The following is a 14,251-nucleotide window of genomic DNA, read 5'->3' as shown; positions in this document are numbered from 1 at the left end:
CTCTATTTCATCATCAGAGCCAAATACAATCTTTGGTTTATGCTTTGAGATAAATCCTCAAACCGATCAAACTCATCATCAAGCAGAATGATTTCCGGGGCAGATTCTTGTTTTTTCTTGGTTGCAATATAATAGCGTTCCGACTTACTGACGGCCATTCCCCAATCATGACCATACATCGCCGCTACCAACAGCAACAACTCTGTAGTGTTTAATCGCTCATAGGTATTCTCCAACAGAATATCCGAAATTCGAAACAGATTTGCTATGTGATAGTCCTCATCATGTGGCGTATATTCAGGAAAGAGCACATTAATCTGTTTGAGTTCCAGTGAAACCTTCCTGCGGAATTCATAAATTGCGCAACATAGATCTTTGAAGCTTTTTCTCTCAAAATCCGATGTGCGATTTTGCAAAGCTTCAAGCAGTTTCGATTTAGGTAAATCTTGTAATAAATCCATCATCTGTCCCCCTCGTTTTTAATGTTTTTTTATTCGATACAAACCGCTACATTCTTGCCGCTGAATGCAACGCCGTATTTATAGATTGCCGTGACCCCATGTGTCTTCATTTCCGTATCATATTTAAGTTCATTGATTTGGTAGAGCGCCGCTTGTGCCAGATCATTTAACTGATCGGCAGTGTACTTCTTTCCTGCTTTTAACTCAATCAAGATTCCGGGTTGAGAATTGTGTTTCGGCATCAACTGTATATCAAATCTACCCTCTCCCGATTCCCTATTGGAAGAAACATAATACTGATCATCGAATAAAGCACACAAACCGAGAAATAGCCCTTGAAAGAATACTTCTCCGACCGTGTCAAAGTAGCTTGCAGACTGCAAAAGCAGCTTGCGTAATTGTCTTTGTAAGTCTGCTGAATCGTTAGCATAAATCGCCTGTTGAATGGAAATCGCCGAAGACGGAGCAATTACATTGTCGTATTTTCGCAGTATTTCTTTATTATATACAAAACGAATCTCTTTATTGGGTAAAGAAACCGTACACATGTAATCGCCGTCAGTTGATAAACCGACATGATCCGTTTTCAAATACCCTGCTACCAGTAAAAAGCTATAGATAGTTGAAGGATTTCTTTTTATCTCAGGGTAAATAACGGAGGTATCCACATATGTTAAAAAGCTGTCCCCGTTCAACAAAGCTCTTAAGTTTTCAAAAATATCCTCATCTGCCGCCTCTAACATTTCCCCTATAATACTGTTGCTTCCGGTGGAAAGCCAATAAGTGCGCGGCAAACAATTATCGGTAAAATAATTGATAACTGACCATGGATTGAATATATCAGTATCGCCAAAACGGAACCCGTCATACCATTCACATATTTCATCATACTTATCTTCAACATTATAATACTTTGTAAGCACACGGACATCTTCTTTTGTAAAGCCAAAATATGTGCTGTATTTTGAATCGAGTATCGAATATATCTTTAGATTATTTAATCCGCTAAAAATACTCTCCTTAGCAACACGAAGAATACCGGTCAAAAAGCCATATGCTAAAGCGGGATTATCTTTTAACCCTCCGGAAAAAAGGTTTCTCATAAAATCAACAACTTTATCATAAAAGCCTTTGGAGTGTCCCTGCTGTATCGGAACATCATACTCATCAATAATGATGACCGCTTTTTCCCCGTGATGCTGATAAAGCATTCTCGACAAAACGGCGAACGCACCGGACAAAGAAATGATATCCGCTTGTCGTTCGACAATATCGCGATAGCATTTCTTATCCATCTCACCGCATTTTGCAGAATCAGCCAGTTCGGAATGGCGTTCAAACTCATTCCCGATAACAGTTTTTAGCATCTCAAATGTCTGTTCCCACGATTCAAACTTGATATCTTTGAATGATACGAAGATAACAGGATATTTGCCTTGATATCCCTGATAATACTCTCCGTATCGCCAAATTTCCCTGTCCTGAAAATAGATAGAGGTGTCCTCATCACACTTTTCAAAAAAAGTTTTGAGCATGTCCATATTTAAAGTTTTTCCAAACCGTCGAGGACGTGTAAACAACGAAACCATCGGGCGCTCATCCAAAAAATCCTTGATCATCATTGTTTTGTCAATATAGTAATACTCTGTAGACGCAACACGATACTCAGAGATTCCAATCGGCAAAGGCAGCTTCTTCAAATGATTTGTTTCATTTTTCGGTTGTTTTTTGAATCTGTGATCCTCAGGTCGTGGCGTTCCTTTTGGTATCTCCCATGATTTTCCTTTTTTGACAGCTCCGGGTATTTTTCCTTCACGGCACAGTTTTGTAATTCTGCTGTCAAAAATCCCCCATTCCTCTGAAGCTTGCTTTACTGTCATCATTTCTTTCATAAAGAATCCTCCGAGCTTATATTAAGTATACTATACCCCATCATTCAGAATAATACAAGCGTTTTTCAGAATAATATTTAAATTTTTCGGAATAATATACCCAATACTCGGAATAGTATATGTATTTTCTGAATGATTCTACTGTTATTTTATTCTAAACCGGTTAATCGCAATAAACGATACCATAAAAACAGCGACTGAAAAGCTACTTCAGTCGCTGTTTTTTTGCCATGATAGATTATATTACATAGGGTCTATTGTGATAATCCAATAACACTATTCAAATTATCGATCACAAACTCCTGTGCTTTGCGGTTGTAGAGAGTGATATAGTAGCGCTCGCCGTCATCTTTCTCTCTTCGCTCCACCGATAAGCCCAGCTTTGTGCCGTCATAGGTCGGGAGCTTGAAGGGCTTGCCGTTCAACTCCTTAATCTTCAGAACATTGATCGATAATAGCCAGTCTGTGATATCCGTTGCTCTGAGCTTCTTTCGACTATCGTCCTCTGTCAGATCATTGATGCGCCTTGTGATCTCGGAGATCGGGATCGGTGTATCCGAATACTCGAAATGGCTCAACTGCTCCTCAGCAATATAGAACGACAGCTTACCTCTTTTTGTGGGAAGATAGCGTCTAATTACCGGGATAAAAACAGCACCGTATTGCTTGAGCTTTGTCTCGCCGACACCATTGACGGCCAGGAATTCTTCATCCGTTGTCGGCAGTTTCTCGCACATATCGCGCAGAGCCGCGTCGGAAAAGATCACAAAAGCAGGGACACCGCGTTTTCGGGCAATCTTTGCCCGAAATACTCTGAGGACTTCGAAAAGCTCAGCGTTAGTTTCGGAAACCGCCTCGGTTTTAATGGTTGTCTGAATCGTCAGCGCTTCTCTCGCCTGCACCTGCGCCTTTCCCTTGAGCACCAGCCAGCCCGCGTCTGTGACCTTCAAAATCGGTTTGCCTACACCGACGTATACAATATAGCCCTGTGCTTCCAACTCGTCGATCAGGCTTTTGATTTTCTTTTGACGTACACCTTTCAGCAACGCAAAGGTCGATTGCTCAGTCAGGTGGAAACTCTTCACCCACTGGGATTCTTTGCCTCTGAGCACATCGCAGATTGTCTGTGCCCCGAAACGCTGACCGGTTCTGACGATACAGGACAGGATCTTTTGCGCGTCAACCGTCACATCGACCGTCTTGAAGTTCGTCAGGCAGTTGGAACATTTCTTACAGCGATCATCAGCAGTATCGCCGAAATAGCGTAGCATATACGCGCGCAGACAGCCTTTCGTCTTGCAATAAGCAATCATGAAACTTAAACGCTCTTCTTCCTTTTTCTTGAAAGCGTCGTTTTGCTCGTCGCTGAGCTCCGGATTCGGTTCTGTATTTTCGATAAAAAATCGTGCCGTCTCGATATCTTGCTGTCCGAACATCAATATGCAGTCGGAATCCTCGCCGTCGCGACCGGCACGCCCCGCCTCCTGATAGTAGCTCTCCAGATTCTTAGGCATATTATAATGGATGACATAGCGCACATCGGACTTGTCAATTCCCATACCAAAGGCGTTGGTCGCGACCATGATCTGCTTGCGGTCGTAGACGAAGTCGTCCTGATTCTTGCGGCGTTCTTCATCGCTCAGTCCCGCGTGATATCGCGTAGCGGAATAACCTTTTGCACAAAGCGAAGAACAGACCTCCTCTACCCTCTTTCGGGTGGAGCAATAGATGATTCCTGTTTTGCCGCTGCGTTCCTTGACCAGCTTTTCCAAGGTCTGCGGCTTACTGCTCGGACGCAGGACGGAGAAAAAGAGATTCGGTCTATCAAAGCCTGTTGTCACTTGAAGGGGATCATGCAATCCGAGGATGCGGACGATATCTTGTTTGACCTCAGCGGTTGCCGTTGCGGTAAATGCACCTATCGTCGGACGCTCGGGCAGTTCGGCGATAAACTCCGCGATGTTCAGATAGCTCGGGCGAAAATCCTGTCCCCACTGGGATACGCAGTGCGCTTCATCGACAGCAACCAGCGGGATACGGATGCTTTTTGCCGCACGAATAAAGCGCGATGATTTCAAGCGTTCGGGCGCGACATAAACGATCTTGTACATCTCGTTCGCCATGTTATGGAGCGCCTTGTCGAACTGCGCGTCATTCAGGGAGCTGTTTAGATAAGCCGCTCTCACACCCTGCGCGGTCAGTGCATTGACCTGATCCTTCATCAGTGAGATCAGCGGAGAAACAACCAGCGCAACGCCGTCCAACAACAACGCAGGCACCTGATAGCAAAGCGACTTGCCCGCACCTGTCGGCATGATGGCGAGCGCATCTCGTCCCGATAGTAAGCTGTCAACGACCTCTTCCTGTCCGCGACGAAACGAGCTGTATCCAAAGAACCGCTCCAGCACGGCATATTTGTCTTTTGTATCAGCTTTTTTCGCATGATTCATTTCATCAACTAAAGCACTACGCATTGCCGTCGCCTCCAACCGCCCTCGATAATATGTTTGATAAAATCATATTATCATAGCGAACATCTGTTTGTCAAGTTGATCCATTTCTGTGTATAAAAAAGATTTAAATATCATACTATTCTCCAAACAATGTTTCAAGTTATCATTGTATGTTGTCGCATAGAACAACACCTCCGCATAGCATTATGCGGAGGTGTTTTGATGAATCAGTGTAATAGAATATCTTCCGCAAAGGCGATCATCAAGGGCGATGACGAGTATGCGAGGATTCGGGGAGAAGTATTATTCCGTCGGGTGAAAGACGGCGTTCTCGTTACCGCAAAAATCTCGGGATTACCGAAAAGCGAATCCGACTTCTACGGCTTTCACATCCATGAGGGCAAAAGCTGTGAAGGGAATGGTTTTTCGAAAACGAAAGGTCATTACAATCCGAAGAACCAACCGCATCCGTCCCATGCGGGCGATCTGCCGCCGCTGTTATCCTGCAAAGGGAGCGCGTATATGCAGGTCAAGACTGACCGATTTAGAATATGTGACATCATAGGCAGAACCGTCATCATACACAGCGATACTGACGACTTTCGTACACAGCCGTCAGGTGATGCGGGAGAGAAAATCGCCTGCGGCGTGATCCGCGCGGTATAATCATCAGATTTTCACCCACAATAACAGTGAGGTGAAACCATGGCAAAACAAGGAATGAAGCGACCGAATCGGACGCATACCAAGCCGCGCAACGAGCAGGCGGCTGTTCCCGAAATTCAGGGAAAGGCAAAGCACGGTAAAGAGCGCGTCAACCCCATCATTGCAGGGACAGAAGCTCCTGCTCAGAAGGTGTATCACACGACACCCCACACGCAAGAAAAGCCGATCTCCAAGGCTTATAAGGAGATCGACACCGACCTCGCTCAGGATAATCTTGAAAACGATATCCCCGACGCAGACTTGCAGGACTTGTGATGGAAGTTCTGCAAGTCGTTCTCGCGTCGCTGTTCTCGGCAGTGATCCTGTTCCTGATCGCGAAGGTCATCGGACATAAACAGGTCGCGCAGTTGGAGTTCTTCGACTACATCACGGGCATCACCATCGGCTCGATCGCTGCGGAGTTGGCGACCACGCTGGACAAGCCGTGGTGGAAGCCGACGATCTCGATGCTGGTGTTTGGTTTGATCACCGTCGCTTTGAGCATCATCACGCGCAGGTTCGCGAGAAGCCGGAAATTCATCAACGGTACGCCGACGATCATCATGGACGACGGCAAGCTGTATCGCGAGAACATGAAAAAAGCAAAGCTCGAGCTGAGCGAATTTCTACTCCTATGCCGTCAGGAGGGGTATTTCAATCTCAACGATATCCAAGCCGCAGTCTTTGAATATAACGGCAAGCTGTCAATCCTGCCGATCAGCACCAAACGTCCTCTGAACCCCGAGGATATGGAGCTGAACCCCAAGCCGGAGCACATCGGTACGGAGATCATCATGGACGGCAGAGTGATGGAAGATAATCTCAAACGAAAAGGTCTGAATGATGATTGGCTCCAAAAGGAGCTGAAAAAGCAGGGCTATAAAAGCGCAAAGGAAATCTTCCTCGGCATTTGCTACGACGAAAACCAGCTTACTCTTTTCCCAAAGAAGAACGGAAGGTCAACATGAAATCCATATGGCAAGATACGGTGCAGCTCCTACACTTCCCACAATTAAAGAAAGATATCCACACCGACGTACTGATCATCGGCGGCGGGATCGCGGGGATACTCTCCGCGTATTTTCTGCACCAAGCAGGCGTGAAGTATGTGCTCGTTGAAAAGAACACGATCTGCTCGGGTACAACGCAGAACACCACCGCGAAGATCACTTATCAGCACGGTCTGATCTACCATCAAATTCTAAAAAGCTATGGCACACATGCGGCTCAGCAATACTTGACCGCAAATAAAAGAGCGTTTGAAAAGTATGCCGCCCTATGCCGAACGATTGACTGCGATTATGAGATCAAGGACAACTATGTGTACAGCGTCACCGATCGCAGAAAGCTCATTGACGAGATGAACGCTCTGCAAAAAATTGGCTATGCGGCTAAGTTTTGCGAAAGACTGAATATCCCTATGCAAACGGCGGGGGCGGTAAAGTTCCCGAATCAGGCACAGTTCCATCCGCTGAAGTTTATCGCTCCGATAGCTGATGGGCTGAACATTTATGAACACACCTTCGTCCGCGAGATGATTGGCAATCTGGCGATCACCGATCAAGGTACAATCAACGCGAACCACGTGATCGTAACCACACATTTCCCCTTCATCAACACGCACGGCAGTTATTTCCTCAAGCTGTATCAACACCGTTCCTATGTCATTGCACTCGATAACGCACAGGATGTCGAAGGGATGTATGTTGACGAATGTCGGACAGGCTTATCCTTTCGCAACCACGGCGATCTTCTCCTGCTCGGCGGCGGAGGTCACCGCACGGGTCATAAGGGCGGCAACTGGAATGAGCTGCGTGAGTTTGCCCAAAAGGTATATCCTCATTCGGCAGAACAATACCACTGGGCGGCGCAGGACTGCATGAGCCTTGACGACATCCCTTATATCGGTCAATACTCAAAGCGCACCCATCATCTCTATGTCGCCAGCGGCTTCAACAAGTGGGGTATGACCGGCGCAATGGCTGCGGCGATGATACTCACGGATAAGATCCTCGGCAAACAAAACGACTGTGCCGATGTGTTTGACCCGTCAAGGAATATCCTCAAACCGCAGGTACTGGTCAACGGTTTTGAGGCAACGAAAAATCTGTTGACCATCTCAAAGAAACGCTGTCCGCACCTCGGCTGTGCGCTGAAATGGAACAGCGCTGAACGGTCATGGGACTGCCCCTGTCACGGTTCGCGCTTTGATAAGCACGGTAAGGTGCTTGATAATCCCGCGAATGGAGATTTACCATCATAAAGATCGGAGACACAAAAAATATCTTTATGTTTCTGATTATAATTACAAGTTGATAGAGAAGCTAAAAAGGAAAGGATTTATTTCAAGCTATTACTTAAGCAATAGCAATTTACTCTGCATTCAATGCATCAGTTTAGCTTGATTTGATGTCACATTTGACTTCACCTCCGCACATCTTAATGCGGAGGTGTCACTATTATCAATCAGATAATCTTACTCTTACTTTTCGAGATGAATCAACAAATCATCAAGCATATCGCCTAATTGATCCGCCGGTTCTTGTTCTCCCTTATATTTACTCTCTATCATTTCCAACAGCTGCTCATCAGACAAGCATAGAATCAATTTTCCTGTTTCGCGAAGACTTCCTTTTACCGCTTTCATCGCATGCTTGTCAGCTCCTTCTCTGGAAATAATGACAGCTACTTTGCGCAAGGCTTTTTCGTAAAGATATTTTTCTGTAGTATATATTTCCTTTTGCCCTATCTTCTCTCTCGTGTTTTTGAATTCAAAGACGATATATTTGGTGTTGAAGTATTTCTTGATGGTATCAAAAAAGTCCTGATTGATTCCGGCTTTGATTCTGCAACACAAGTCAAAGCGATACAGACCATCATTGGATCGTTCCTGTGTTTTCCATAGTGTTAAGTAGTCGCCGAGTACATATTTCAGTATTTCAACACACGCATCCTCGTAAGCTCTGAAATGCTCCGTTCCCGGTTTGATTCCGGACAGCTTCTGTGCCCAATCCGTGTCATGCTCCGCATCAGGCTCAACCTCCGGTTTTGCCGAATTATCCCACACAATACCGACAGCAGGAGCTTTAGTCTCGATACTATCGATGGAATAATCCAAAAAGGAGATAAACTCAGTTTTAATCTCGGGATAATCCTCGAATAGCCAAAGCAAGTTGCCTACATCCCAAATATGTATTCCGTAAGCATCTAAGCACTGCGCTTTCATTTTGTCCGACACTTCATTTGCGACGGTCAGAATGATGGTTCCCTCTGCCTTTAAATCAGAGAGTTGCTTACAGGCATCTTGAATCCTTGAAGGATTGACGGTGCGACCGGTATAGAGTTTCAACTCGAGAAGTAGTAACTGCTGTGGTGTTTTCACCCGAAAATCTATTCTATAATCACTAGTCGGAAGCTCTCTTTTCACCTCCATATCATTAGTCGGATGACTTAGTAAAAGAGACTTCAAATAACGATAAAACAAATTTTCAAATAAACGCCCTCTACTAACAGGTCTGTTATATACCAATCCTTTGGCGATCTGTTTAACGATAGTAATATTCTCCGAATACATCAAAGCTTTATACAGCCATGATCTGTTTCTCACATCAAAAAAGTTGTAATACTCGGGAAACGCTTTTATATTGGCTATTTCGCGATGGGTGATCCTTCTCGGTCTGTTATGATCTCTAACAAGAGGAATCCTCAACGTATTCCATTTTATGATATCTGTCGGTCTGTACTCTCCGTTGCTCCAACAAAAATACGGGCCGCTTTCTAAAGCATCATATGAAATATGGTGTGGATTAATCTCGTAATACCACGAATCAATAGGATGATCAATTTCTAAAAAGTCCTCAGGATAGTAATGCTGTTTTGACATATCAAAATCAGGGAAACGCAATGGGGCATGATTATCATTTCGTGCTCCTATTATGCAGAGCGTACGTTCTCTGATCGGAAGTCCTAACGCTTCTCCTACATCTATCAAACGATATGACAGGCGGTATCCAATACGATTGATTCTATCCAGGAATCCCGGAAGCAGCGTTTTGCCTCCTGCCGGGTTCACAAAAAACAGAATGGCACGCGGACGACAACCATCAATTATATCCAACATCTGCATTTCTTGCTGAATCGGGCGCTCCGACCGGAGCGCGTTTCCCGATGGCTGTTTAATATGTATCCGAGCCGCCAAAAGATCCGGTTCTTCCCAAGCGCCATACTCCTCTCTTGTAGGGATTCGATCAAAGATCGGCGCATTGATGTTCCTCTCATGAACTGATCGTGCTTTTGGGTCAGTTTCATAAGCCGCTATCACTTGATAGCCGGCTTTTTCTATTCCCATGGTTAATGAGCCTAAGCCCGCATTGATCACAACAGCTGTGTTCATAGTAGTCTCCTAAAACTTGCTTTATAAAGTTCTTTTACCGTCTTTGAAATAGTTTACAATTGAATTCTATCACGAAACATAAAATATGGCAACCGAGAAAGAAAAGATTCATTTCTTAGTCTGCCATACTCTTATTATAGAACAACCCTGCTTATTAGTCCTTATCCCGTATTATGATCAATAGCATGATTCGCGTGAGGGATACAAAGAATTGTGTGAATATATTTATTATGAAAACAGAAGGCGCAGTCTCGTATCAGAGACTACGCCTTTCAAATACACGGATATTCTATTAACCCCCATCAGAGTATCACAACATCATCACGGGTGAGCTTTTCTTTGAGTTCTTCTGAACGGTGCGACTGAATGATAAAGCTGCTCTCGCCGTCGAAGCGAAACGCGACTGATTTGGTGAACGGCATTGTACTGTCAAACTCGGTGATAATCAGGCTCGCGTATGCTTTTTTGAGTGTTTCAAAGGTCGTCATAAAACCGATACCGCTGCCTCCGGACTCCGCATGGGTGGTGACGCGTTCCATACCGAGCTTAGACAGCGTATCGATCTCGAAAGCCACACCGTTGTCATAGATCGTGATACAGTAGTTATCGTTTTGCATTGAAAGATCGAGGAGAATCTTACCACTCCCCTCTCCCTTTGCTTCAACAGCAATCACCGCATCCTTGATATGATCGCTGAGCAGCGTCTGTAAATCAGTTTGGGAGATATACTTGCCGATGATCTCACTCACCGGCGCAGAAGCCGCCATATCGAAATCGATCCCATGTGCTGCGGCCTTAATAAACAGATCGTTGATCGTGCTGTCGATCAAAAGACTGCCGGTCGACGGAAGCAATTTTGTGTCGCGCTGTTCTCTGTCGATCAACTCACCGCGCTCTTTGATCATTGTCTGTATCTCATGGAACAGATCACTTTTCTCAGCATTATCGTCAGCGTTTTGACAGGCATCGATAGCCGTGTTCAAGGAGTTCATCAAATGATTATCACGGTGAACGATCTTCGCCAGAAATTCATTGGATTGCCTCTGTTTTTCAATTTCCTTATCGCGTTCCTCAAGTTGTTCTTTAAAATGCTCCTCAGATTGAGATTGTAAATGTTCACGATAACGGGCGGTAAGACTACGGCGCATCCAGAGATAGAGCCCAACACCAGAAATAACAATACCCATCATTAATGCAACAAAAGATACGTCAGAGAGTCTTTTTTCTGAATTGTCAACCCCTGTTATTATAAAAACTATCCCTGAAAGCGATAATCCTAATCCAAGATAATTATCCTTTTCAATTAGATTTAATCCCTTTCTGAAGCGTTTAATTGACATTAATAAAATAGAAAGCACCAATTCAAATGCACTAATTATTAAATTCACAAGTATCTCTGAATAAGATATAGAAAAAATCCAAAACAATGTTCCAAATATAATTGACGAAAAGAAATTGAAAACATGTGAAAGGCTTACCATAATAATACAAAGCATTAGCATTTTCATATCTGCTTTATGGACAACCAACATTAATGCTATTGCTGTTCCAAAGTACAGCATAACTTGAGCGATATAGATATTGTATAGATTAACAAATGACAAAACAGCCGCAAGAACAAAACCTAAGACGTAAAACAATACTCTAGATTTTAAAATAAGCTTTACACCCTGTGATTTCAGCACTAAATATCCCGATGATATGTAGTGAAAAGAAAAGACAATAAAAGAATTTATCAAAAAATCAATTGAGTTTGTCATTTTCAACCTCTCTGTATTATTATGTTAGTATAATAATACAGTACCATACTTTCACATAAAAATAAAGGGGTTAATATATCAACCCCTTTATTTATTGCTAGAAGCCTCGATAACCAAACAGTCTTCTGATGTAATCCCACCAGCTCACGGATATCCCTCCTTTGTATTGAATTTTTCAATACAAAGATAGCAAGGTTGCCGTGAATCCTACATTAGAATACATTGTTGGATAGTGTTGGTTTTTGTTCGTGTTTTAATAACTCTGTTATAGATATCAAACGCCCGCTGCTACAACGTAGCAACGGGCATTATCAATACTTGATTGATTCACAAAATGCCGTCTGAACTCAGACGGCATTTTCCATAGCATTTTTCACTTTATCAGCGTAATAGTAAATAAACGCCGTAAGCGTCGGTACGCCCTTCTTGGGATCGACATGCGCCTTGTATTGCTCCTCCAAGGTTGTGATGTCTGTCGTTTTCCATGCGCGGTCGATTGCATTCTGCATTGCGCGTTCGACGCTCGCGGAGGATTTGGAATACTTCTTCGCCACTTCATTACAAATATAGGTCTGTTCCTTGTGGCAGATCATCTCGATTGCGTCGCGCAGATAATTTCTACCTTTGTATCGAGCGCTGATGCCGATAATATCAAGCTCGGTGGTGATCCGCTGTACCAGCCGTTTATTATAATCATCCTCTATACGCTTTTTGATAGCGGGACTGCAGGTCTTTTGAGCCGGTTTCATATCGGGGATGCTGTTAATCACGCTGCGGAGCATATTCACAACAGTCGGAATACTGTAATCGGGCTGCGATTTCAGCATGATAAAATCAGCGCCCATATTGCGGCATACCGCATGCGTCACTTTGCTGAGATTGTTGGTTACAACCAAAATATACGGGAGTATTTGTAAATGGAGCTGATCCAGCTTCATCAAATAATCAAAGCCGCTTCCCTTGCCATAGAACAGCTCTAAGTCAAGCACGACAGCATTGGGAAGGAACTCCTTTGTAATACTCAGCGCTTCATTCGAATCGCCCGAAGTACCAATCAGGAATACATCATCCAAACTTTTGCAGTATGCTTCATACTCCAAACAAATATCGTTATCATCTTCAACGACCAACAAATTGATCCTTTTAGCCATTACACTCCCTCCTTGATCGCTATTATATAACACTTTCCAATATTTTCCAACATTTTTCAACAATTTTTTCAAATTTGTTTGCAAACCAGTTGAAGATAAACTGGTAACAGCGTATAAAGCGAAAATGCTAAGGAGAGAAATTATATGAAATTTGGTGATTACTTAAAAGACAAGAGGGAAAAATCGAATCTGAAGGCTAAGGTTGCGGCTAAGAATTGGAAGATTTCACCGGGTTATCTGTCAAGTTTAGAGAACGGAAAGAGATCTGCGCCATCCTTTGATCTGTTGACAGAAATCGCCGACTCCTTGGAATTAAGCGAAAAAGATCGGAATAAGCTGTACGATCTCGCCGCTGAAAGCAAAGATCCTCCGGAGTTACCAAGAGATATCACTGAATATGTATATCAGAATCCTGTCATACGAGACTTGCTCAGATATGCGATGACACGAAAACTAACGACAAAAGAATGGAATGTTATCTTTAATTATGTAAAAAATACTTACATCTATTGAAACAACTTCATGATTGCTGTATGAGTTATACTCATATAGGTAAATTTGAACCGACTTCAGTTGATAAAGAAACAGCAAAGATTTTATCCATGAACAGAATTCCGAGCGACAGGCAGTTGTGGTACCAAAGCTTCAATCATTGTTAAGCGCGCGGAACATACTGAAAGGTATCCCGTGTTTCTGCTATTCTATCAGAATGCCGTTATAGATGGGATCAAATATGCAAGATGAGAAATAGAAATCCAGCTCAAAACATCAGACTGGTATTTGCGTTTAGTACTCCGCGAAGACACAGTTCTATTATATAATCGGAAAAGACACAGAAGCTCTGCCATCAGATTGTATATTCGGTGTTCCATTCCATACGTGCAGTTCTAACCCTTTACGAGATTGACCGCAAGCATCAAAACGATATCATTTCGTAATTCTGTATACTGCATGTGAAAACCAATACTTTTTTGAAAGAGAAGCAACCGACATTATTGCGTCGGTATTCCTTATGTGCCACGGCAGCAACTCCATCTCGATCGAGATAGAGGATCCGGAAGAAAAGCTACTTTATTCCGGGAAATCAATCTTCTTGGTGAAGGAATATCTAGAACAGATACCGGCAGAAGAATTCAAATCTCATAAAAAAATAAACTACCTTTAAGGTGGAGAAGTAATCTGCCTTTTTTATCAAAAGCAGTAAAAGCTGTATCCTATATTCTTTCCGATATAGCTGATCCAATAAGGCAAGCCCACTGTCAGAGATTCATTCTGATAGTGGGCTTTCTTATGCATTCAATTCTTTTCTTCGGCTTAATCACGGATATTATTACGCTGTAACCGCTCCATGTGGTTGGCGAATTGGAGGGTTTCGGTAATATTCGCCATCTGGAAACATCGCCAATTATGGGCATTAATCCGTTTTATTCCAATCT

General features: G+C 43.4%; 11 protein-coding genes. 5 read left to right on the top strand and 6 right to left on the bottom strand.

All coding sequences use genetic code 11. The features are described 5' to 3' along the window. Positions 1-2: 2 nt before the first annotated feature. From JKK62_RS03105 to recQ, 3 genes are all read right to left on the bottom strand, one after another. A complete protein-coding gene (locus JKK62_RS03105; protein WP_207752124.1) occupies positions 3-464 on the bottom strand; it encodes an HD domain-containing protein in 462 nt (153 codons plus the stop codon). A gap of 26 nt (positions 465-490) precedes the next feature. Continuing rightward, a complete protein-coding gene (locus tag JKK62_RS03100; protein WP_201426945.1) occupies positions 491-2,353 on the bottom strand; it encodes an AAA family ATPase in 1,863 nt (620 codons plus the stop codon). Between the two features lie 254 nt (positions 2,354-2,607). After that, positions 2,608-4,827: a DNA helicase RecQ gene (gene recQ / locus JKK62_RS03095; protein WP_243411736.1), complete on the bottom strand. Its 2,220-nt coding sequence runs from the start codon at positions 4,825-4,827 to the stop codon at positions 2,608-2,610. 201 nt (positions 4,828-5,028) lie between these two features. Here recQ and JKK62_RS03090 point away from each other — a divergent pair, with 201 nt between their 5' ends. From JKK62_RS03090 to JKK62_RS03075, 4 genes are read left to right on the top strand one after another with little or no spacing between them, the layout of a single operon-like run. After that, positions 5,029-5,472: a superoxide dismutase family protein gene (locus tag JKK62_RS03090; RefSeq protein WP_201426944.1), complete on the top strand. Its 444-nt coding sequence runs from the start codon at positions 5,029-5,031 to the stop codon at positions 5,470-5,472. Between the two features lie 39 nt (positions 5,473-5,511). Next, positions 5,512-5,787, top strand: a complete 276-nt coding sequence (locus JKK62_RS03085; RefSeq protein WP_201426943.1) for a hypothetical protein — start codon at positions 5,512-5,514, stop codon at positions 5,785-5,787. Beyond that, positions 5,787-6,479, top strand: a complete 693-nt coding sequence (locus JKK62_RS03080) for a DUF421 domain-containing protein (protein ID WP_201426942.1) — start codon at positions 5,787-5,789, stop codon at positions 6,477-6,479. Before JKK62_RS03085 ends, JKK62_RS03080 begins: the two co-directional genes overlap by 1 nt. Beyond that, positions 6,476-7,774 (top strand): FAD-dependent oxidoreductase, encoded by a 1,299-nt coding sequence (locus JKK62_RS03075; RefSeq protein WP_201426941.1) that lies wholly within the window; start codon positions 6,476-6,478, stop codon positions 7,772-7,774. Before JKK62_RS03080 ends, JKK62_RS03075 begins: the two co-directional genes overlap by 4 nt. A gap of 219 nt (positions 7,775-7,993) precedes the next feature. On the opposite strand, the gene JKK62_RS03070 is transcribed toward JKK62_RS03075, so the two are convergent. The 3 genes from JKK62_RS03070 to JKK62_RS03060 form a co-directional block, all read right to left on the bottom strand. Continuing rightward, entirely contained in the window at positions 7,994-9,904 is a 1,911-nt protein-coding gene (locus JKK62_RS03070; RefSeq protein WP_201426940.1) for a DNA cytosine methyltransferase, read from the bottom strand. A 302-nt stretch (positions 9,905-10,206) separates the two neighbouring features. Then, the gene (locus JKK62_RS03065; RefSeq protein WP_201426939.1) at positions 10,207-11,664 is read right to left on the bottom strand and encodes a HAMP domain-containing histidine kinase; all 1,458 of its coding nucleotides are present in this window, start codon (positions 11,662-11,664) and stop codon (positions 10,207-10,209) included. 347 nt (positions 11,665-12,011) lie between these two features. Continuing rightward, positions 12,012-12,815, bottom strand: a complete 804-nt coding sequence (locus JKK62_RS03060) for a sporulation initiation factor Spo0A C-terminal domain-containing protein (protein WP_201426938.1) — start codon at positions 12,813-12,815, stop codon at positions 12,012-12,014. 144 nt (positions 12,816-12,959) lie between these two features. Between JKK62_RS03060 and JKK62_RS03055 the strand changes: the two genes are divergently transcribed. Continuing rightward, a complete protein-coding gene (locus JKK62_RS03055; protein ID WP_201426937.1) occupies positions 12,960-13,328 on the top strand; it encodes a helix-turn-helix domain-containing protein in 369 nt (122 codons plus the stop codon). The last annotated feature ends 923 nt before the right edge of the window (positions 13,329-14,251 follow it).

The sequence above is a fragment of the Ruminococcus difficilis genome (assembly GCF_016680995.1).
Note: the sequence above shows the minus strand (reverse complement) of the source record. Positions and strands in the feature narration are given on the sequence as shown.